19 protein-coding genes and 5 pseudogenes are annotated in these 19712 nt (G+C 65.9%); 7 read left to right on the plus strand and 17 right to left on the minus strand.

Annotation, left to right across the window (positions count from 1 at the left end; translation table 11 throughout):
- Positions 1-78: 78 nt before the first annotated feature.
- Positions 79-1266, plus strand: a complete 1188-nt coding sequence (locus tag G6N13_RS04400) for a pyridoxal phosphate-dependent aminotransferase (protein ID WP_163694965.1) — start codon at positions 79-81, stop codon at positions 1264-1266.
- A 208-nt stretch (positions 1267-1474) separates the two neighbouring features.
- Here the strand turns inward: G6N13_RS04400 and G6N13_RS04405 are convergent, their stop codons facing one another.
- The 6 genes and pseudogenes from G6N13_RS04405 to G6N13_RS04430 form a co-directional block, all read right to left on the minus strand.
- Positions 1475-2554, minus strand: a complete 1080-nt coding sequence (locus G6N13_RS04405) for a CaiB/BaiF CoA transferase family protein (RefSeq protein WP_163694966.1) — start codon at positions 2552-2554, stop codon at positions 1475-1477.
- A 14-nt stretch (positions 2555-2568) separates the two neighbouring features.
- Positions 2569-3012, minus strand: a complete 444-nt coding sequence (locus G6N13_RS04410; protein WP_163694967.1) for an SRPBCC family protein — start codon at positions 3010-3012, stop codon at positions 2569-2571.
- 46 nt (positions 3013-3058) lie between these two features.
- A pseudogene (locus G6N13_RS04415) lies at positions 3059-3516 on the minus strand (MCE family protein); the annotation flags it as partial.
- 76 nt (positions 3517-3592) lie between these two features.
- Positions 3593-3967 (minus strand): MlaD family protein, encoded by a 375-nt coding sequence (locus G6N13_RS04420; protein WP_235677925.1) that lies wholly within the window; start codon positions 3965-3967, stop codon positions 3593-3595.
- A 236-nt stretch (positions 3968-4203) separates the two neighbouring features.
- The gene (locus tag G6N13_RS04425; RefSeq protein ID WP_163694968.1) at positions 4204-4596 is read right to left on the minus strand and encodes a nuclear transport factor 2 family protein; all 393 of its coding nucleotides are present in this window, start codon (positions 4594-4596) and stop codon (positions 4204-4206) included.
- 26 nt (positions 4597-4622) lie between these two features.
- Positions 4623-5222, minus strand: a complete 600-nt coding sequence (locus G6N13_RS04430) for a TetR/AcrR family transcriptional regulator (RefSeq protein WP_163694969.1) — start codon at positions 5220-5222, stop codon at positions 4623-4625.
- Between the two features lie 74 nt (positions 5223-5296).
- Between G6N13_RS04430 and G6N13_RS04435 the strand changes: the two genes are divergently transcribed.
- Together G6N13_RS04435 and G6N13_RS24535 are read left to right on the plus strand one after the other, a co-directional pair.
- On the plus strand, positions 5297-5785 hold the full coding sequence (locus G6N13_RS04435; protein WP_163694970.1) for a DUF2834 domain-containing protein: 489 nt from the start codon (positions 5297-5299) through the stop codon (positions 5783-5785).
- Between the two features lie 93 nt (positions 5786-5878).
- Positions 5879-6082 (plus strand): integrase core domain-containing protein, encoded by a 204-nt coding sequence (locus G6N13_RS24535; protein WP_220096770.1) that lies wholly within the window; start codon positions 5879-5881, stop codon positions 6080-6082.
- Positions 6083-6118: 36 nt separating this feature from the next.
- On the opposite strand, the pseudogene G6N13_RS04440 reads toward G6N13_RS24535, so the two are convergent.
- Together G6N13_RS04440 and G6N13_RS04445 are read right to left on the minus strand one after the other, a co-directional pair.
- A pseudogene (locus G6N13_RS04440) lies at positions 6119-7358 on the minus strand (13E12 repeat family protein).
- Positions 7359-7458: 100 nt separating this feature from the next.
- Positions 7459-8487 carry an LLM class F420-dependent oxidoreductase gene (locus G6N13_RS04445; protein WP_163694971.1) on the minus strand — a complete coding sequence of 343 codons (1029 nt, stop codon included), beginning with the start codon at positions 8485-8487 and terminating at the stop codon, positions 7459-7461.
- Between the two features lie 61 nt (positions 8488-8548).
- Here G6N13_RS04445 and G6N13_RS04450 point away from each other — a divergent pair.
- Positions 8549-9960, plus strand: a pseudogene (locus G6N13_RS04450) (acyl-CoA carboxylase subunit beta).
- Here the strand turns inward: G6N13_RS04450 and G6N13_RS04455 are convergent.
- Complete coding sequence (locus tag G6N13_RS04455) at positions 9950-11038, minus strand: TIGR03857 family LLM class F420-dependent oxidoreductase (protein WP_407663906.1); 1089 nt, start codon at positions 11036-11038, stop codon at positions 9950-9952. The pseudogene G6N13_RS04450 and the gene G6N13_RS04455 sit on opposite strands and share 11 nt — an antisense overlap.
- Positions 11002-11316, minus strand: a complete 315-nt coding sequence (locus G6N13_RS04460; protein ID WP_163694973.1) for a nuclear transport factor 2 family protein — start codon at positions 11314-11316, stop codon at positions 11002-11004. The genes G6N13_RS04455 and G6N13_RS04460 overlap by 37 nt, the downstream gene beginning before the upstream one ends.
- A 640-nt stretch (positions 11317-11956) precedes the next feature.
- Between G6N13_RS04460 and G6N13_RS04470 the strand changes: the two genes are divergently transcribed.
- Positions 11957-12565, plus strand: a complete 609-nt coding sequence (locus G6N13_RS04470; RefSeq protein ID WP_170310434.1) for a TetR/AcrR family transcriptional regulator — start codon at positions 11957-11959, stop codon at positions 12563-12565.
- Here the strand turns inward: G6N13_RS04470 and G6N13_RS04475 are convergent.
- Positions 12553-12711, minus strand: a pseudogene (locus G6N13_RS04475) (alpha/beta hydrolase); the annotation flags it as partial. The gene G6N13_RS04470 and the pseudogene G6N13_RS04475 sit on opposite strands and share 13 nt — an antisense overlap.
- Positions 12710-12874, minus strand: a pseudogene (locus G6N13_RS24865) (crotonase/enoyl-CoA hydratase family protein); the annotation flags it as partial. The pseudogenes G6N13_RS24865 and G6N13_RS04475, both read right to left, overlap by 2 nt.
- Before the next feature lie 160 nt (positions 12875-13034).
- On the opposite strand from G6N13_RS24865, the gene G6N13_RS04480 reads away from it, so the two are divergent.
- Entirely contained in the window at positions 13035-13772 is a 738-nt protein-coding gene (locus G6N13_RS04480) for a TetR/AcrR family transcriptional regulator (RefSeq protein WP_163694974.1), read from the plus strand.
- A 22-nt stretch (positions 13773-13794) separates the two neighbouring features.
- Here the strand turns inward: G6N13_RS04480 and G6N13_RS04485 are convergent, their stop codons facing one another.
- Positions 13795-14970 carry a thiolase family protein gene (locus G6N13_RS04485; protein WP_163694975.1) on the minus strand — a complete coding sequence of 392 codons (1176 nt, stop codon included), beginning with the start codon at positions 14968-14970 and terminating at the stop codon, positions 13795-13797.
- Positions 14971-15212: 242 nt separating this feature from the next.
- Here G6N13_RS04485 and G6N13_RS04490 point away from each other — a divergent pair, with 242 nt between their 5' ends.
- Positions 15213-15830 (plus strand): maleylpyruvate isomerase N-terminal domain-containing protein, encoded by a 618-nt coding sequence (locus G6N13_RS04490; RefSeq protein ID WP_163694976.1) that lies wholly within the window; start codon positions 15213-15215, stop codon positions 15828-15830.
- Here the strand turns inward: G6N13_RS04490 and G6N13_RS04495 are convergent.
- From G6N13_RS04495 to fabG, 4 genes are read right to left on the minus strand one after another with little or no spacing between them, the layout of a single operon-like run.
- Positions 15815-16501 (minus strand): GntR family transcriptional regulator, encoded by a 687-nt coding sequence (locus G6N13_RS04495; protein ID WP_163694977.1) that lies wholly within the window; start codon positions 16499-16501, stop codon positions 15815-15817. The two genes, G6N13_RS04490 and G6N13_RS04495, sit on opposite strands and share 16 nt — an antisense overlap.
- 1 nt (position 16502) lies before the next feature.
- The gene (locus G6N13_RS04500; protein WP_163694978.1) at positions 16503-17696 is read right to left on the minus strand and encodes an acyl-CoA dehydrogenase family protein; all 1194 of its coding nucleotides are present in this window, start codon (positions 17694-17696) and stop codon (positions 16503-16505) included.
- Complete coding sequence (locus G6N13_RS04505) at positions 17693-18910, minus strand: acetyl-CoA C-acetyltransferase (RefSeq protein ID WP_163694979.1); 1218 nt, start codon at positions 18908-18910, stop codon at positions 17693-17695. Before G6N13_RS04505 ends, G6N13_RS04500 begins: the two co-directional genes overlap by 4 nt.
- Entirely contained in the window at positions 18907-19647 is a 741-nt protein-coding gene (gene fabG, locus G6N13_RS04510; protein ID WP_163694980.1) for a 3-oxoacyl-ACP reductase FabG, read from the minus strand. The genes G6N13_RS04505 and fabG overlap by 4 nt, the downstream gene beginning before the upstream one ends.
- Positions 19648-19712 lie beyond the last annotated feature (65 nt).

Here is a 19712-nt window from a genome sequence, read left to right on the forward strand (position 1 = left end):
GATGACCTTGCGGCCGGCACCGAGGTACTGCCCGAGAGCGTTCAGGTGCCATCTGCGCGATAGGTAGGCTCGCGCGCTATGACGGTGGCACGCCTGCAGCCCTACGCGGTGACGATTTTCGCCGAGATGTCGGCGCTCGCCGCGCGCATCGGCGCGGTGAACCTGGGCCAGGGCTTCCCTGACGAGGACGGTCCGGTCGGCATGCTCGAGGCGGCCCAGAAAGCGATCTCCGAGGGGGTCAACCAGTACCCGCCCGGGCTGGGCATCGCCCCGCTGCGCGAGGCCATCGCCGCCCAGCGCACGCGGCGGTACGGCGTGGAGTACGACCCCGAGTCCGAGGTGCTGGTCACCGTCGGTGCCACCGAGGCCATCGCGGCTGCCGTGATCGGTCTGGTCGAACCGGGTTCGGAGATTCTGCTGATCGAGCCGTTCTACGACTCCTACTCCCCCGTGATCGCAATGGCCGGCTGCCAGCGGGTCGCGGTGCCGCTAGTGGCCAACGGCCGCGGTTTCACCCTGGACATCGGTGCCCTTCGGGCCGCGATGACGCCGAAGACGAGGGCACTGATCGTCAACTCGCCGCACAACCCGACTGGGATGGTGCTCTCCGACCACGACCTGCGGGCCCTGGCGGCACTGGCTGTCGAAGCGGATCTGCTGGTGATCACCGACGAGGTCTACGAGCATCTGGTCTTTGACGACAAGCGGCATCTGCCGTTGGCGAGTTACCCCGGTATGGCGGACCGGACGGTGACGATCTCGAGTGCGGCCAAGATGTTCAACTGCACCGGCTGGAAGATCGGCTGGGCCTGCGGCGCGCCGGATCTGATCGCCGGCGTGCGGGCGGCCAAGCAGTACCTCAGCTACGTGGGCGGCGCCCCGTTCCAGCCGGCTGTCGCCCACGCGCTGAACTTCGAGGAAGCATGGGTCGACGCGCTGCGAAATTCATTGCAGGCCAAGCGTGATCGTTTGGCGGGGGCATTGACCGAGTTGGGCTTCGGGGTGCATGACAGCGCCGGCACCTACTTCCTGTGCGCCGACCCCCGCCCACTTGGGTACTCCGACAGCACCACGTTCTGCGCCGAGCTACCGGAGCGAGCGGGGGTGGCAGCCATCCCGATGTCGGCGTTCTGCGATCCGGCGTCAGCGCATTTCGGATCGTGGAATCATTTGGTGCGCTTCGCTTTCTGTAAACGTGACGACACCCTCGACGAAGCGATCCGGCGCCTGGGCGACGCCTTCGCGGGCAATCACGTTCTGGTATGACGGGATGGTGGTGCAGAACGCCAGTGTCTCGGCCGCGACAGCACGCCCGGCATCCTTGTTGTCGGTGATCAGAACCGGACCGGCGGCAATCACCCGCGGCCGGGGCCGGCCCGCGTCGATCACGATCTCGCGTGATGCCCGAACCGCCAGACCAGCAAACAGAACCACCGAATCGTCGCGCTGTGTCGACTGTGGCTCAGTTCGCCGACTACCAGCCGATCTCGGTCAGCGGCGTGGTTCCCTGCGGCGGTAGACCGACGGTGCGGGCGACGCTGCGGGAGAACCGCGGCGCCGGCGCGGCCTGCTCGGCGCCGCCGACATCGATGACCGTTCGGCGCGCCAAAAGATGTTCATTTGAGGCAGCCTCAGCCCAGCTCAGCACCGGCGTCACACACGCGTCAGTCCCGGCGAAGATCGCCGTCCATTCGGCGCGGGTCTTGCTGGCGAAGGCAGTCGTGAACAGCTCCCGCATCTGCGGATAGCGAGCGACGTCGAACTGGTCGGGTACCTGATCGGCCGCGAGTTGCAGCCCTGCCAGCAACTGGGCGAAAAACTGCGGTTCGATCGCACCGACGGCCATGTATCCGCCGTCGGCGGTCTCATAGGTCCGGTAGTACGGCGCGCCACCATCGAGCAGGAACGACTCACGCTGGTCCTTGAGCGAACCCGTCGCCTTCATCGTCCACATCATCTGAGCCAGAATGCTGACCCCGTCGACCATCGCGGCGTCGATCACCTGACCCTGGCCGGACTTCTCCCGCTCGTAGAGCGCGGCCACGATACCGAGCAGCACCAGCATCGAGCCACCCCCGAAATCGGCGACCAAGTTCAATGGCGCGACCGGCGGCCGATCTCGGTATCCGATCGCGCTCAGCGCACCGGTCTGGGACAGGTAGTTGATGTCGTGGCCAGCGGTTGACGCCAGCGGACCGTCCTGCCCCCAGCCGGTGATGCGGGCGAAGATCAGCCGGGCGTTGACGGCCGCACAGTCGTCGGGTCCGATGCCGAGGCGCTCGCAGGTGCCGGGCCGGAAGCAGTCCAGCAGCACATCGGCTTTGGCCGCCAGGTCCAGCAGCACTTCGGGTTGGGACTTCACGTCGATGTCGACGACGCGCTTGCCGCGATGCAGGAGATCGACATTCTCGGCAGGCATGGCCAACCCGCCAGGGCGGCGAACCCGAACCACGTCGGCACCCAGATCGGCCAGGATCATCCCGGCATGCGGGCCCGGCCCGATTCCGCCGAGCTCGATTACTCTCACCCCGGCCAGGGGTCCGTTAGTCGTCACAGCCGTAAGGTAACTCAGCCGCCCTTCTGAACTGTGAGCACCTGCTTGCGCAACCCGTCGGTGGCGGTCTCCAACGCCCCTTTGATGACGCGCTTGACGACGAACCCAGGCAACGGCACGGCAAGGTCGATGGACAGATCGAAGCGCAACTTGGTCTTATCACCGTCCGGGGTCAGCGTGTATTTGCCGTCCTGAGAACGTAATTGGCTGGCTTTGAGCAGTGTCCAGCTCACCACGTTATCGCCATAGGTGTATTCGACGATCTGCTCGTCGGTCAGCCCGGCCGCCTTGATCGTCATTTTGACCTTGTGCGGTCGGCCGTCGGCGTAGGCCTCCAGGACTTCCGCGCTCTGGTACTGCGGCGACCAGGTCGGAGTCGCCTCGACGTCGGTGATCACTGCGAGGATCTCCTCGGGGCTCGCCTCGATCACGACCTCGCGGGAATCTTTAGTTGCCATGGCGTGACCATAGCGAGGCGGGCCGCCGCGGGGAAGATATTGACCGTTACGGCCCCGGCGGGGCCAGCATCGACTGCCAGGTCTTGTTCCCCGGGTGGCCAGATCGCCCTGGGTGTAGCGCTTACCGTCCGGCCCGACGTAGTCACCGGTGGCCGGGTCGTACGGGACGAACGCCACCGGCGGCGGTGCGATACCGGTGCCCTGCGGCGGTGGCAGCCGCGGGTCGGCGCCCGGCGGGTACCGCGGCACCCCTTGACCGGAGAACGTCGCGTTCGGGTCGCCCTTTCATGTGAAGCCGTCGCCCAGCGGTACGTAGTTCTCGTTGCTTTCGCACATCTCGATGGTGGGGGCGCGCTTGGCCGGATTGTTCCCACCCGGAATGTTGCGCACACCAGGGACATTCATATCGGAGTCCTGTGGGATCCGGCAGTACAGGTCGCCCGCAGGGCGCTCCGGGTAATCGACGTCCGACGGTGAGCGCTGTTGCCGGACCGGAAGTGGGCCGGGCCGCCCGTGTTGAGCAGGCGGCGAACGCACGGTCCTGGGCCTTACAACCCACCTGAGGTGGGCAGCTCAACGGTTACGGCGCAGATAGTCCCATTCGATCGGCAACGCGGTGCGCTCGATCGGGATGCTCGCCCCGTCGGCCAGCGTCGGACCGGCGGATCGCCGCTTTGACGTCGGCGGGCACCTGGTAGTGGCTGTCGACGGAGAACGTGACCTTCGCCGAATTCGGTTGCGGCTCGACCTTGTCCACGGTGCCGACCGCGACCCCGAGGATGCGGATCTCGTCGCCGGTGTAGAGGCCGTTGGTGTTGTCGAAGTAGGCGACGTGGGTGTTGCGCGCGACGTGACGCCCCCACGGGGTGGCGATGACGGCGATCGCGACGACGAGGGTCAACATCAGGGCCATCCCGGCGGCGATCTGAGTCGCGCGGCCATGGCCGGTGAACATCGTCAGTTCCCTCCGTCAATCGGGGGCACCGGCGGCGTCGCGGGCATTCAGGGTGTCGGCCAGCGTGGTGAGCGCCGAAGACAACTCGGAGGTGTCCAGGCCGCTGATGGTGGTGGTGTCAATGCAACTGGTTGCACGGACACCGTCGTCACTACGAGGTATCGGCAGTTTGCCCCAACACCTTTGGTTACATTCAGACGGTCGGCGGCCGAAGTGCGGAGCACACGCCGGGGCGTTTAGGCTAATCCGGCCGCGGCCAATTCCTTCTCAAACTCTTTCGCCATCCGCTCGGCGAATGCGGTGACGGCCTTGAGCGGTCGCAGCATCACGGTGAACTCGTCGATGAGCCCGTCTTCGCGGACGTGCAGGAAGTCGCAGCCGTTGATGTCGAGGTCGCCGACCTTGGCCGTGAACACCAGCGCGTGATCGGCTTGGCCCTCACCGCCGATCTCGTTGATGTAGGTCAGATCGGCGAACACGCGCGAGACCGCCCGCAGGATGACGCCGATCTGCTCGCGGCCGTGGTACGGCTTGTGGGCGATGGGGCTGCGGAAGACGACGTCTTCCGCACACAGCGCGGGCAGGGCATCGAAATCGCCGGCTTCGACGGCAGCGCGAAATGCATGCATGGCCTCAGCATGCCACGCAATGGTTGCTAGCTTTCGACGATCCCGTCACGCAGCGACTCCAGCGCGGTCCGGCACAGCCGGGCCAGCTCGGCCAGGGAGTTGTCCTCGCCGACCATCCACAACTCCATCGCACCGAAGACGGCTGCAGCGATACACCGGGCGGTGACGATGACGCGCAGCCGCTCGTTCGGGGTGTTCGGCGGGGTGCTCTGCGACAGCTGGTCGGCGATCGCATCGGCGAATTCGGCCTCCACCTGCCGGGTGTGCCGGACGATGCGGCCGGGATCGAGCTCCTTGGCCCGCAGGGAGGCGATCTGGGCGACGGCCTCGGGGTCATACGGGGAGGCGTCGATGGCCGATTGCACCGATTCGATGATCGACTCCCCCGGCGAGCGTGCGTTCAGCGCCGCGCGGAACCACTCCAGGCCGAGGTCGTAGTCGGCGAACAGCAGATCGTGTTTGGAGGTGAAGTGCCGGTAGAAGGTGCGCAGTGAGACACCGGCGTCGTCGGCGATCTGCTCGGCCGAGGTCTCCTCGACGCCCTGGGCGAGGAAGCGCACCAGGGCGGCGCGCCTCAGCGCATCGCGGGTGCGCTCGCTACGAGCCGTCTGAGCTGGCCGAACCACTCGGTTAACGTACCGCACAAGGGATTGTCAAAATTGACAAAACATGCGGCGATCTTCACTACAGTTACCGAGTCATGACGCTTCTTGTTCATGCCGTGCTGGCTGTCCTTGTCATCGCGTGGATCATCGGATCCAATTCTTCGATCTTCCGGCGGCCCGCCAGCGGGCCCGCGGTGAGCGCCTTGGAGATCGTCTACTACGTCGCGGGTCTCGCATCGATCGTGCTGGGCTGGTACTTCAACATCCAGTTCGTGCACCAGTACGCCGATGGCAGCGGCAATGTCGTCACGGGTGCGGGCAGCTGGTGGCAGTTCATCACGCTGGGCTACGACAACCCCGCCGCGGCATCAGCCAGTCAGGACTACACGATCGGTAATGTGATCCTCCTGCCGTTGTTCACGATTATCGACGGGTACCGGCGCGGGATTCGCCGGCCATGGTTGTTCTTCGTCGCCAGCCTATTCACCAGTTTCGCGTTCGCCTGGGCGTTCTACCTTGCGACGGTGGAACGCCAGCGGCTGCACGAGAAGGCTTCTCAGCCGGTCGGCGCCAGCGTCGGGTAGTCGACGTAGCCGGCAGCGCCCGGTAGCTCGCCGGGTTCGCCCGCCGCCACGGCATCGCCCAATCGGTGGGCCGAACCGGGCTGCGCTGGGACAATGCCCAGTCCCCAATCCCTCTGGAGCACAGGGAAATCGGAGTTCGACCGCCGGTATCACTGGCCCACGCAGAGTGCTGCTAGGCTCACGGTCGGCGACTGGATCGAACGGGTCTACAACCGCCGACGGCGGCACTCGAAACTCGGCATGATCAGCCCCGTCACCGTCGAGAATCACCACACTCAGACGGCACAAGCCGCCTGATCCCGTGTCCACCATCCGGGGTAAACCTCACCCTTACTACGGATCGTCGCCCTTCGGATCAAGGAAACGTTCGGGGTGGTGGTAGTCGTTGACGCCGCCGGTGAGCATGGGTAGGCCGGGTGGTGGGATCCATTGGGTGTCGCCGCTGGCGAGTGTGCGGGTGTTCCAGCTGCCGGTTTCGACGAGGTTGTTGTCGGGTGGGCAGGCCAGCCGCGGTCCTTGGCGTGCAGGATGATTCGCTGATCGGCGCAGGCGTTCCGTTTGGCGCGCCCCAGCCATAACGCTCGCCCCTTCACCCCGTCGAACAACGCGAGGTAGAGGTAGGCGTGGCTGGCCATCCGGATCAGATCGGGGATCGGCAACAAGGTGCCCCCGGCGGTGACGGCATGCCCGGCCTTGTTCTGCAGGTCGTGGACAGTGGCGGTGGCGATGACCGTGACGGGTAGCCCGTTGTGCTGGCCGAACTTCGGATCGCCGAGCCGTCCACGCACCAATGCTGTCAGCGCATCATGCTGACGCTGCCCACAGCTGCGCCGGTCTCGCTCCTGGACCTCATCCGAGGGTGCGACGGTCGGGTTATCGTCGGCGGGGTTGCCCACGCCGGGGGCGGCGAACTTGGCGAACCAGGCGTCGAGTTCCGAGCGTAGTTCGGGGTCGGCGATCAACCGGCCGACGCTCATCCCGTCGACCTGTTGACCCCCACACCACACAAACCCGCGTTTGCGGGCGCGGTCCTCATCGGAAAACGTGCCATCGGGATTGAGATGCAGTGCGAGCCGGTGGGCGAGTTTCTCCAGCTGATCCGGGCGCAGATTCACCGCATGCTGGGCTAAGAGGACTGCTCGGCCTTCTCGATCTCGACTGGCGGGACGTGGTCGGGGAGATCTCGGAAGAACTTCTGAATCACCCGCAGGTGCTCGCCATCAAGTAGTCCGTCGTGCCACGCCGTCGCAGTCTTGGGCAACACCGGCGGCAACAGTTCCCCCGTCAGCGTGGTCCGCGGCGCGAGTTGTTCAGCGTTGCGGATCCGCCGGTTGGCCTCCTTGCGGCTGATCCGCAGCACGTCGGCCAGCATGATCGGTATAGGTGGGCAGCCCTCAAACCGCTCCAACCGCGCCACCCCGGCATGAGAGACCGCCGTCAGCCGACGCTGAGCCGTTTCCACCCACTCCAACACCGCGAACCGCTCCGGAGCGGCCAACTCCTCGATGTCAGCGGCACTCACAAGTTCGACTGCGGCGTCGAGCGCATCCAGCGCCGCCAGAACCGAACTCATACCTCCGAACACTAGTGCGAACCACCGACAAAAACCGCACCCACCAGCAAGCTGTGGACGTACCCGAAGCTGGGGATAATGCCGCACTCCACAACGGAACTCAGTCTCCGCGGACCTCATCCAGGAACGCGCGCACGGTGTCCTCCGACGCCGACGACGGCAGCCCGACCATCACCCGGTCGATGATGCCGTCGCAGCGCGCCCCCAGCGCCGCGGCCAACCCGTCAAGCGGGGCGACAACGGCGAATGTCTCCAAAATTTCGTCCGAGATCATTGTGGCCATGGCATCCCATTGGCCTTCCAGCGACAGCCGGTGCAGCTCGCTCTGCAGATCTCCCCAGCCGTGTAGCTCCAACACCTTCCGATACGCAGGTGTGGACGCGTAGAAGGCGATCTGCTTGCGACTGGCCGCAGCCGCAGCCTCGATCTCCGCCTCGTCCACGCCGGTGACCACGAACACCGGTGCCATCACCTGGAAATCGGCCCGCGAGCGCCCGGACTTGGCCATCCCGCGCTGCAGCGCCGGGATCGTCACCTCGTCGAAGTACCGCTTGGTGGTGAAGGCGTGCGCGATCAGTCCGTCGGCGACCTCGCCGCACACCTCGGTCATCAACTCGCCCACGGCGGCGATCACAACCTTCGGCGACCCATAGGGGTGCAACTCCGGCACGAACATCGGTGTCATCAGGCGGTGGGTGTAGAAATCGCCGTCGAAGCCGAGCTTGGCGCCGTCTCGCCAGCAATCCCAAATGGCATGCAGGGCAAAGACGAACTCGCGCATCCGCCGGGCGGGCTGGCTCCACGGCATGCTGAACCGCTTCTCGATGTGCGGCTTTATCTGAGTGCCCAGCCCGAGCAGCAGCCGGCCCTGCGAATAGTCCTGCAGATCCCAGCCGATGTTGGCAACGTTCATCGGATTGCGGGCAAATGCCACCGCGATGCTGGTGCCCAGCTCGATCGTGGTGGTGTGCTCGGCGGCCAGCGTGAGCGGCAGGAACGGATCGTGACTGATCTCGGCGGTCCAGCACCCGTCATAGCCGAGCCGTTCGACCTCACGGGCCGCGTCAGCGACTTCGGCGAGCCGGCTGATTACCCCGCGGTCGACCTTGAGACCGCCCACCGCACCCATGGTGACAGACCATACAGTAAGCACTTCAGTATGGTCAACGCCGCCACGGTTAGGACAGTCGATGAGCAACGCGCAGGACTGGCAGGAGACCCTTCACGACCTGAGCCGCCGTCGCAGGCACTCCCACGCGATGGGTGGCGAAGAGCGCGTCGCCAAGCACCACGGCAAGGGGAAGCTCGACGCCCGCGGCCGCATCGACCACCTCCTCGACGAGGGCACCTTTCAGGAGTTCGGCACCCTGGTCGGTGGCGAAATCGCCGCCGACGGCCTGGTCGCGGGTGCCGGCCGTATCGACGGAACCCCGGTGATGGTCGGCGCGGAGGACTTCACCACTCTGGCCGGCAGCATCGGCCCCGGCGGCAACGCCAAGCGGAATCGGCTCGCCGAGTTGTCGCTGCGCGACAAGATTCCGTCGGTGATGCTGCTGGAGGGGGCCGGTTTCCGTGCCGCAGGCGGTGAGCACTACGGCCGCACACCCACCGAACTGATCGCCCAGGCACAGTGCTCCGGCAAGGTTCCCACGATCTCCGCTGTCCTCGGCCCGTCCGCCGGCCACGGCGCGCTCGTCGCTCCGATCTGCGATTTCTCCATCATGAGCCATTAGGGCGCAATCTTCACGGCCGGACCCCCGGTAGTGAAAGAGGCCACTGGAGAAGACATCTCGAAAGAAGACCTGGGCGGACCGACCGTCGCACTATCCAGTGGCGTCATCCATAACTACGCCGAGACCGACGAGAGCGTGCTCGACGCTATCAGGCGCTACCTGTCCTACTTCCCTTCCAGCGCATGGTCATATCCCCCGACCCGGCTGTACGACGAGGACGTCGGGCTTCGCCCCACCCCCGAACTGCTCGACATCGTCTCCCGAGGCAACCGCAACACCTACGACATGCGCGCTGTTCTCGACGTCGTGTTCGACGACACGGACTGGCTGGAGGTCCAGCCGACGTTCGGCCAGGCCATCATCTGCGCGCTCGCGCATTTCATCACCGTGGCCGATTCCTTCCACCTGCCGGTCGTCTTTCTGGCCGATAACCCGGGCATGCTCCCTGGCAGTCAGTCTGAGCGCAATGGTGTACTGCGCAGCGGGGCAGGGATGTTCGCCGCCCAGACCGCGGCTACCACGCTGAAACTCCATGTCACGTTGCGCAAGGCGTTCGGGTTCGGCTCGATGGTCACGTGTCTCTGCTGGGTTTCGACAATCAGGTGGCGACCTTCGCCTACCCAGGCGCCACCATGGGGGCGATGAGCGCGGCCGCGCTGAGCCGCCCCTCGCACGCCGACGAGGACCTCACCGAAATCCTCAAGAATAGGGAACTCGAGGCCTCCTACCGCTCGGCGAGCCGTCTCGGCTTCGACGAGCTGATCTCACCCGAAGAGACCCGCAATGCGCTGATGCTCGCACTGCAGCGCGGGGTTTTCAACCGTCAAGAAGTCGCCGAGCCGGTGAGCCGGACCGTCATCACGCCCTAGTGTCAGACGCGCGGTAGGCCGCGACGACCGGCTCCAGTTCGTCAGGGGTGGCGCCGTGCAAGATCACCGCGTCGGCGCCGTAATCGAATTCCTTGCGGATCCGGTCGGAGCATTGCTGAGCCGATCCGGTGGCCGACGGCTCCAGCCACTCGTCGGGGATCAGCGTCGCGATATGCTCGATCTGCTCGGCGGTCGCCTTGTGGTCGATACCGCCGCCGATGGACTGCACCACGGTGTCCGCGCGGAAGCGTTCCAGCACAGCGGGATCCCACGTGTTCGTGCTCACCAGGAGATCGCCGTATCCCTGCAGGTAGGTAGCCAGCCGCGCGACGGTTTTCTTCAGCCTCAGTTCCTCGGGGAGGTGGTCTCCCACCGTCGCGAAGCAGGACCACACCCGCACGCTATCGGGGTCACGACCGGCCTGCTCTGCGGCGTCCTTGACGGTCTTGACAGCGCGTGTCAGCGTCTCCGGGGTGAAGTAGGTGTGCAGGATGACGTCGTCGTACTCCCGCCCACCGAGCTTGAGCGTTTCAGGACCAAAGGCCACAATGGCCAGCCGGATGTCCTCGTTGAAGTCCGGATCCAGGGACAGGATCGAGTACTTCCCCAGCGGCCCATCGTGGTTGAAGATCAGCTCCCCGTGCCACAGTCGCCGCATCACCTGCGCGAAGTCCTCCATCTGCGCGGTGGTCACCGGCGGGATGCCGAACGCCCCGTAGATGGCCGCGATACCGCGGCCGATCCCCAGCGTGAACCGCCCGCCCGACAGGCGGTGCATGGTGGTGGCCCACGACCCCGTGATCAGCGGGTGGCGAGTGTTGTGATTGGTTGCCGCCGTAGCGATCTGCATCCGGCTGGTCACCGCAAGGGCTGCGCCGACGAGTGAGGACGCCTCCTTGACGTTCCAGCGTTCGGAGATGAAGCCGGTGCCCAAGCCCAGCTCCTCACCCCGGCGCGCCTCCTCCATCAGGGTGGCAGGACCCTCGCCGCCGGCTCCGGCCAGCAGGTAGTAGCCGAGCTCGTCGAGCACACGATCAGTCGTCACGCCCAAACTCCTTGTTTGTAGCCACAATTCCAGACCTCGGTGATCCTGCCGTCGACCATACGGAAAATCTCGATGCTGCTGACGGTTGTCTCCATCCCGTCCTTCAGGGTCAGGTCGAACCGGATAGCGGAGAACATCTCTAGATGCTCGTGCACACGCTTGACGGCCTCGCCGTGGGTGAGCACCACCGCCTCGCCGGCCTCATGGCGAGTCACGCTGTCGCCCAGCAACTCCTCGGCAAGTGCGATATCGCGCTCGTTCCACACCACCAGGTTGTACAGCTCGACGACCTCATGCGCCGTCCGGCTCATCGGAACAACTCCAGCGCGTCGATATCGGCGATCGTGGCGACCGCCCGGTCGGTCAGTGCCAGGCACAGGTCGCGCGACCGCTACGGCAGCGCATCCCAGCCGATCAAGGTGATCACCGGCAGCACCATAAGGAAACCTGCCGCCAGGCGGTAGTGCCGCCACCTTCATCCGGTCACCGTCGAAAAACATGTTGTCGGCTCGGATATCGCCGTGCAGCAGCATCGACCTCTCGGTCGGTCCGGCCGGCGCGGTGGCCACACGCTCGGTGAACTGCTCAGCGAAGCGTGCGACGGCCGCGGGAACCGGCTGATGAGAATGCGTCCGGTAGATATCCCGGCCTGGCCCAAAGGCAGGTACCAGCAGATCGCGCACCGCGGGCATACCGAAGCTCGGAACCACCTGCAGTACAGCGGTTTTCGGCGGCGCTACGGACCAGGGGCGCAGGCCAGCCAGTTGCGCGATGCAGAGTCCGGCCCGCTCGAGTGACAGCCCGGCGATCTGCTCGGCCGCGATGTCGGTGACGGTCGTGCGCAGCGCCTCAGCGAGCCAGGTCGCGTCGACTGCGTCAATGCCAGACGGCACCGCTGCCGTCGCTGAAGTCACGCTCGAAAGATAGTTGTCGTGCGTTTAATATGCAAGGGTGCCTTCTCCCGAACGCGGTTTGACCCAACCCGAACGGGTCGAAGCGTCTCGACGGCGGCTCATCGAGGCAGCCGCCGAGCTGATCGTCGAGAAGGGCTGGGAGGCAACCACAGCCGCCGAGATCGGGCGGCGAGCAGGCTATAGCCGCACGATGGTGCACGCCCGTTTCGGCGGCAAGGAAGCCATCCTGGATGACTTCCTCCAGGAGTACCTCGGGCGTTTCAACCCGCACCCGAACCCGGCGGCGACGGGCATGGATCAGGTGCTCGCGCACATCGACCGCACCCGCGACCTGTATGCCCACGACTCCGACGTGCTGCGCGCCATGTTCTTCTCCACCTTCGAGGCCACGAAGACAACCTCCGCGCTGCGCCAGACGGTGAGCGACCAGCTGACCGGCGGAATCGCCAATGTGGCGGAAGGTTTACGGAAAGGACAGCGGGACAGATCTGTTCGCCGTGGCATCGACATCGACCGGGCGGTCAGCGATATCACCGCGGTGTTCTTCGGCGTCGCATTTCTGTGGATCGCACTTCCCGCCGGATTCGACCTGGACACCGAGCTGGCGCACGCCCGCGAGCGGATCGTGCGCGACTACGGCGCCTGAGTCAACACACCCAGGAACCGTTCGATCTGCGCCTGCACTGCACCGGAGAACAGGTGCCCGACGTGCCCGCCGTCGTGCCAGGCGCCCACGATCAGCCTGCGCTCCGCCGGTGCCAACGGCTCGAGTGTCAGTGGGTCGATCACCGCCGGTGACCACGCCGACGGTCAGATCGGGGTGCTCGCCAAGCTCGTCGACAGCGTCGGCAAGTCCCTGGCTCACAGCGAGATTCACCGCATTACGGGCCTCGGGCCGATTGATCGTGATGACCAGAATCCGGGCTTGGCGTTCGCGCGACACTGCGTCCGACACCCGGTGCTCCTCCGCGTTTGGTGTACTGGTATCGGTAACACCTACTATAGGCATTACAGTACTGGTTGGAGACCGACGGATCTTGAGCGGAGACGCGGTTCTCAGCGGAACTACCGGTAAATTCCTACCGCCGGTTCTTCAAAAGGAAGGTGGACCTGCAGTGGCAAAGTCAGCGACCGCCACCAAGCGCCCCCGGCGCGAGCGTGGGTCGATCAATCCCGACGACATCATCGCCGGTGCCTTCGAACTCGCCGAACAGGTGTCGATCGACAACCTGAGCATGCCGCTGCTGGGGAAGCATCTCGGCGTCGGTGTCACCAGCATCTACTGGTATTTCCGAAAGAAGGACGACCTACTCAACGCGATGACCGACCGGGCACTGCGCGAGTACGTGTTCGCCACGCCCTACGTCGAAGCCGCCGACTGGCGGGAGACCCTGGCCAATCACGCACGCGCGATGCGCAAGACCTTCCTGGGGAGTCCGATCCTGTGCGACCTGATCCTGATCCGCTCGGCACTGTCCCCGCGCGCCGTGCGCGCCGGCGAGTTCGAGGTCGAGAAGGCGATCGCCAGCCTGGTCGAGGCCGGGCTGTCCACCGAGAACGCGTTCGACACCTACTCGGCGATGTCCGTGCATGTGCGGGGTTCGGTTGTCCTGCAACGGCTTTACGAGAAGAACGTGGCCGCCAACGAGCATGCGCACCAGCGTGAAGACGCGATCATCGGCAATGCCGAGAGCACGCCGCTGCTGGCCCGGGTGAGCGCCGAGGGGCACCGGATCGGTGCCGCCGACGAGCGCAATTTCGAGTTCGGGCTGGAGTGCATCCTCGATCACGCGGCTGCGCTGATCGAGGAGGGCAAGAAGCCCGCAGCCGCCAAGGCCCGCCGCAAGAGATAGGTCACCTCCTCGGCGAAAGGAACTAGACCTCGATGACGACGGCACCGCCCTGGCCGCCACCGGCGCACATCGCCGCGACACCGATACCGCCGCCGCGACGGCGTAGCTCGTAGATCAGGGTGGTGATCATGCGGGCGCCGGATGCCGCGATCGGGTGGCCCAGGCTGCAGCCGCTGCCGGAGAAGTTCACCAGCTCGTCGTCGATGCCGTATTCCTTGACGGCCGCGATCGGCACCGCGGCGAAAGCCTCGTTGATCTCCCACAACGTCACATCGGACGGCTTGAGTCCGGCCCGGTCGAGCACCCGGCCGATGACCCGGACCCCGCCCAGGCCTGTATCGCGCGGGGCGACGCCCACCGCGCCCCAGGCCTTCACCGTGGCCAGAACGTCGAGCCCGTTGGACGACGCGTAATCGCGTTCGGTCAGGGCGACCGCCGCGCACGCGTCATTGGTACCGCTGCTGTTGCCCGCGGTGATCGAGAAGCCCTCGATCTCCGGGTGCAGGACCTTGAGGCCGGCCAGCTTCTCGGCCGTGGTGTCGCGGCGGGGGTGCTCATCGACGCTGAAGTCTACGACCGACCCGTCGAACTGCTCGACCTTGAGCGGGATGATCTCGTCGAGGAACTTGCCCGCGTCCTGAGCTGCCACGGCACGCTGGTGTGACCGCACGGCCCAGGCATCCATCTCCTCGCGGCTGATGCCCGCCGCCTGTGCGGTGTTCCACCCGACGGTGATCGACATGTCCTTGGCGGGAGCGTCCGGCGTCTCGACGTGAGTCGGCGGCATCCACCGCTCCTCGAACTTGAGCTCTGGGCCGGGGATCCGCCAGTTGGTCAGCGGCGTCATCGACAGTGACTGCACGCCGCCGGCGATCAGCGCGCGCTCCATACCGGAACCGATCTGAGCCGACGCGTTGCCGATGGCGGTGAGGCTGCCGGCGCAGTGCCGGTTCACCGACTGGCCGGGGACATGCTCAAGGCCGCTGGCTGTGGCCGCGTAGCGGGCGAGGTCGCCACCGCCGTAATGGGATTCGGCAAAGATGACGTCATCAATGTCAGCCGGGTCGATCCCAGAGCGGCGGACGATCTCGGGCAGCACCGTGGTGATCAGCGTCTCGGGCGGGGTGTTGACCAGCGCCCCCTTGAAGGAACGACCGATCGCGGTCCGGACGGCGCCGACAATGACTGGTTCGGGCATATTCTCCACCTCGGAATCGGTAGCTCTACGGCGTTACTCTGTGACGACTTTACAAAAGTAGCAGATATTGTATCGGCGACCACCGAAGGCCGATCAGTCCGGTTCGGGCACGTGGAAATGCGCGTCACGCAGGCGGAACGCCTCCTTGGCGATGACCACGCTGTCGGCCGGCATCCCGATCCTGGTGTCGCGGCCACTGGTCCACCTGGGCGCGCCACCGGGCAGGCGTAACTTTCCTAGCGATGAACGACCACACCCTCGCCGAGCGCATCGCCCTTTACCGCCGGGCCGGTGACCACGCCGTGTCGGTGGTCGCACAGGTTCCCCTAGACCGCTGGGACAGTCCGGCGCTCGGGACGTGGTCGGTGCGAACGCTGGTCGGCCACATCGGCCGGTCATTCACCACCATCGTCGAATACTCGGCGCGGCCGACGGATCGAATGGACATCGCCGATGCCGCGCAGTATTACCTCGCGATCGCCGGATTGCTCGCCGACCCAGGCCAGATCGACGCCCGGGCCGTGCAGGCCGGGCTCACGCTGGGCGATCATCCCCTCGACGCCATCCGCGAACTGCAGGATCGCGCGACCGTTGCGCTCGACACCGACGACCGCGTCATCCAGACCATCGCCGGCGGGATGCGGCTGTCGGACTATCTGCCCACCCGCATCGTCGAACTCGGGCTACACAGCGTCGATCTGGCCCGCGCGATCGGGGTGTCCGAAGCACTGCCGCCCGAGGTCGCCGACGCCATCCTTGCCGTCACCGTCGAGGTCGCCCGGCGCCGCGGCGACAGTCAGACGCTGATGTGCGCCCTCACCGGCCGCGGACCGCTTCCACCGGGTTATTCCATCGTCTGAAAGCGCTGCACCACACCGTTTTTCACCAGGTGTTCGATCAGCGGCACCGCCCCTGCCGACAGGTGCTGCGACATCGCGGCCCTAGCCCGCTCCTCGTCGTGCGCCTTGAGCGCCGCCAAGATCCGCTTGTGGTCGGCCACCGACTTGTCCGGCCAGCCCTCGATGGTGGGGAACACCGATTCCGGTGCATACCGGGTGATCTGGGACATCAACTGCGCCAGCTTCGCGGAGTCGGCCGCGACGTTGATAGCGCGGTGGAATTCGTGGTTGAGTCGCACCGCGCGGTCACCGTCGTCGGCGGCGTAGGCGGCGACCAGTTCGTCGTGGAACGTCGACAACTCCCGCAGTTGGCCGTCGGTGATGTTCAGCGCCGCCCGGGCGGCCAGCTCACCGCCGACATAGGCCTGCAGGTTCGAGACGTCGGTGATATCGCGGTCGGTGAACGGGAGCACTACGAAGCCGCGCCGCGGCAACTGATCCAGCAGGCCTTCCCCGCGCAGCTCGAACAACGCTTCGCGGACCGGAGTGACACTGATGCCCAGTTCGGCCGCCAGCTGGTCCAGCCGGATGTACTCACCGGCGGGGTAGGTGCCGTTGAAGATCCGGGTGCGCACGAACCGGGCGACATCCTCGGCCAGCTGCGGGCGTGGCGCGAAATCGGGCGCGCTCATGTCAGATCCGGTAGTCGGCGAGCAGCCGCTTGCTGATGATGTTCTTCTGAATCTCGCTGGTGCCCTCACCGATGAGCAGGAACGGCGCGTCGCGCATCAGCCGCTCGATCTCGTACTCCTTGGAATACCCGTATCCGCCGTGGATGCGGAAGCTCTGCTGGGTGACCTCCGCGCAGAACTCACTGGCCAGGTACTTGGCCATCCCAGCGGCGACGTCGTTGCGCTCGCCGGAGTCCTTCAGCCGCGCGGCGTTGACCATCATCAGGTGTGCCGCTTCGACTTTGGTGGCCATCTCAGCCAGCTGGAAGGCGATGGCCTGATGCTCGGCGATCGGCTTGCCGAACGTGCTGCGCTGCTGGGCATATCGGACCGCCAGCTCGAAGGCTCGGATGCCCACCCCGCAGGCCCGGGCTGACACGTTGACCCGGCCGACCTCGACGCCGTCCATCATCTGGAAGAAGCCCTGCCCCGGTTTGGCACCGAGGACGTCGTCGGCGCTGGCGATGTACCCGTCGAAGATCAGTTCGGTGGTGTCGATGCCCTTGTAGCCGAGCTTGTCGATCTTTCCGGGGATCGTCAGGCCCGGAGCGACTTCGCCGAAGCCCGAAGGCTTTTCGATCAGGAAAGCGGTCAGGTTGCGGTGCGGCTTGTCCGCACCTTCCTCGGTGCGCACCAGTGCGGCGACCAGAGTCGAGCTGCCGCCGTTGGTCAGCCACATCTTCTGGCCGTCGATGGTGTACGTGCCGTTGCCGTTGTCCCTGGCCTTCGTGCGGATCGCGGCGACGTCGGAACCCAGCTCGGGCTCCGACATCGAGAACGCGCCCCTGACCTCACCGGTGGCCATCCGGGGCAGGTACCGCTGCTTCTGTTCGTCGGTGCCGTGCTGGCGGATCATGTACGCGACGATGAAGTGGGTGTTGATCACCCCAGAGATGCTCATCCAGCCGCGGGCGAGTTCCTCGACGCACAGCGCATAGGTGAGCAGTGACTCCCCCAACCCGCCGTACTCCTCGGGCACCATCAGGCCGAAGAGCCCCATCTCCCGCATCTGGTCGACAATGGCCTGCGGATAGGTGTCGGAATGCTCGAGTTCCTGCGCGTTGGGAATGATCTCTTTGTCGACGAATTGTCGAACGGTGGAGACGATTTCGGTCTGTATCTCGGTCAGGCCGAGAGTCTGGGCCAGTCGTGTCATAGGGTCACCCTTTCGAACACCGCGGCCAGCCCTTGGCCGCCGCCGATGCACATTGTCTCCAGCCCGTAGCGGGCCTCCCGCCGGTGCAGCTCGCGGGCGAGCGTGGCCAACATCCGTCCGCCGGTGGCTCCCACGGGGTGGCCGAGCGAGATTCCCGAACCGTGGACATTGGTGCGCTGGTGGTCGGTATCGGTGAAACCCCATGCCCGCATGACGGCCAAGGCCTGCGCGGCGAACGCCTCGTTGAGCTCGATGAGATCGATATCGGCCAAGCTCAATCCGGCCTTGCCCAGGGCGACCTCGGTGGCGGGTACCGGCCCGATGCCCATCACCTCGGGCCCGACTCCGGCCGAGCCCCAGGAGACCAGCCGCACCAGCGGGGTCAGGCCCAGTTCAGCGGCCCGTTCCGGCGTGGTCACGATGCACATGGAGGCGGCGTCGTTCTGCCCGCTGGAGTTACCCGCGGTGACGGTGGCCTCCGGATCTTGCTTGACAAGAACGGGTTTGAGCTTGCCCAGCGAGTCGAGGGTGGTGTCGGCCCTGGGGTGCTCGTCGGTGTCGATCACATCCTCGCCGCGGCGGGTCGCGACCGTGACGGGGATGATCTCGTCGGCGAGGATGCCGTCTTTCTGCGCGGTGACCGCCCGCTGATGGGAGGCCACCGCCAGCTCGTCCTGCGCCTGGCGGGAGATGCCGTACTCGCGGCGCAGGTTCTCGGCGGTCTCCAGCATGCCGCCCGGTACCGGATAGTGCTTGCCACCGGCGGTGGTCCGGCCGCGGGCCAGGCCGTCGTGGACCTGCACTCCGGTCCGTCCGCCACCCCAGCGCATATCGGTCGAGTAGAACGCGACGTTGCTCATGCTTTCCGCACCACCGGCGACGACGAGATCGTTGTCGCCCGAAGCGACTTGCAGACACGCCTGGATGACAGCCTGCAGACCCGAGCCACAGCGCCGGTCGACCTGCATGCCGGGCACCGTCACCGGCAGGCCGGCGTCGAGTGCCACCACCCGGCCGATCGCCGGTGCCTCGCTGTTGGGATAGCAATGCCCGAGGATCACGTCTTCGACGGCGTCGGGGGCGACCCCGGTGCGTGCCAGCAGACCCGTCAGCGCGGCCACCCCGAGGTCGACGGCCGTCAGCGACGCGAACATGCCGCCGTAGCGCCCGATCGGCGTGCGGACCGGCTCGCAGATGACGGCCGTGCGCGTCACAGGTGCCGTCCGCCGGTGACCTCGAGGACCGTACCGGTCATGTACGACGACAGGTCGGAGGCCAGGAACAACGCCACCTTGGCGACCTCCGAGGGCTCACCGGCACGGCCCATCGGCACCTCAGCTACCTTCGAATCCCAAATACGTTGCGGCATAGCCTCCGTCATGGCCGAACGGATCAGTCCGGGCTGAATGGCGTTGACCCGCACACCCAGATGCGCCAGTTCCTTGGAGGCGGCTTTGGTCATGCCGACGATGCCGGCCTTGGCCGCCGAGTAGTTGGTCTGCCCGATCATGCCGACCTTGCCGGAAATCGAGGACATGTTCACGATCGCGCCGTGCTTCTGCTCGCGCATAACTGACGACGCCTTCTTCAGACCGTTCCAGGTGCCCTTCAAATGCACCGAGATGACCTGGTCGAACTCGTCCTCGGTCATCTTGCGCAGGGTGGCGTCGCGGGTGATCCCGGCGTTGTTCACCATGATGTCGAAACTGCCGAACTGCTCGATGGCGGCGTCAACCAGCGCGTCGACATCGGCGTAGGTGGTGACATTGCACATGACCGCCCGCGCAACATCCGCGCCGCCGAGTTTGTCGACGGCTTCCTGCGTCGCGTCGAGGTTGAGGTCACCGAGCACCACACGGGCGCCTTCGGCGATGAACTGCTCGGCGATGGCAAAGCCGAGCCCCTGCGCTCCACCGGTGATGACCGCGGTCTGGCCAGCCAGCAACGACATCTGATCTCCCTCTTCCTTCGACGGATCCCCGAATCCGCAACATCATATTTCATATATGATCGCCC

Origin of the sequence: Mycolicibacterium sarraceniae (assembly GCF_010731875.1) — a bacterium.
GTDB lineage: Bacteria > Actinomycetota > Actinomycetes > Mycobacteriales > Mycobacteriaceae > Mycobacterium > Mycobacterium sarraceniae.

Coding starts and splice junctions, on each gene's coding strand:
- G6N13_RS04400 (WP_163694965.1), top strand. CDS start 79: ATGACGGTGGCACGCCTGCAGCCCTACGCGGTGACGATTTTCGCCGAG.
- G6N13_RS04410 (WP_163694967.1), bottom strand. CDS start 3,012: ATGGCAACTAAAGATTCCCGCGAGGTCGTGATCGAGGCGAGCCCCGAG.
- G6N13_RS04420 (WP_235677925.1), bottom strand. CDS start 3,967: ATGTTCACCGGCCATGGCCGCGCGACTCAGATCGCCGCCGGGATGGCC.
- G6N13_RS04425 (WP_163694968.1), bottom strand. CDS start 4,596: ATGCATGCATTTCGCGCTGCCGTCGAAGCCGGCGATTTCGATGCCCTG.
- G6N13_RS04435 (WP_163694970.1), top strand. CDS start 5,297: ATGACGCTTCTTGTTCATGCCGTGCTGGCTGTCCTTGTCATCGCGTGG.
- G6N13_RS24535 (WP_220096770.1), top strand. CDS start 5,879: ATGCCCAGTCCCCAATCCCTCTGGAGCACAGGGAAATCGGAGTTCGAC.
- G6N13_RS04445 (WP_163694971.1), bottom strand. CDS start 8,487: ATGGGTGCGGTGGGCGGTCTCAAGGTCGACCGCGGGGTAATCAGCCGG.
- G6N13_RS04460 (WP_163694973.1), bottom strand. CDS start 11,316: ATGAGCCGGACGGCGCATGAGGTCGTCGAGCTGTACAACCTGGTGGTG.
- G6N13_RS04485 (WP_163694975.1), bottom strand. CDS start 14,970: ATGCCCGAACCAGTCATTGTCGGCGCCGTCCGGACCGCGATCGGTCGT.
- G6N13_RS04490 (WP_163694976.1), top strand. CDS start 15,213: ATGAACGACCACACCCTCGCCGAGCGCATCGCCCTTTACCGCCGGGCC.
- G6N13_RS04495 (WP_163694977.1), bottom strand. CDS start 16,501: ATGAGCGCGCCCGATTTCGCGCCACGCCCGCAGCTGGCCGAGGATGTC.
- G6N13_RS04500 (WP_163694978.1), bottom strand. CDS start 17,696: ATGACACGACTGGCCCAGACTCTCGGCCTGACCGAGATACAGACCGAA.
- fabG (WP_163694980.1), bottom strand. CDS start 19,647: ATGTCGTTGCTGGCTGGCCAGACCGCGGTCATCACCGGTGGAGCGCAG.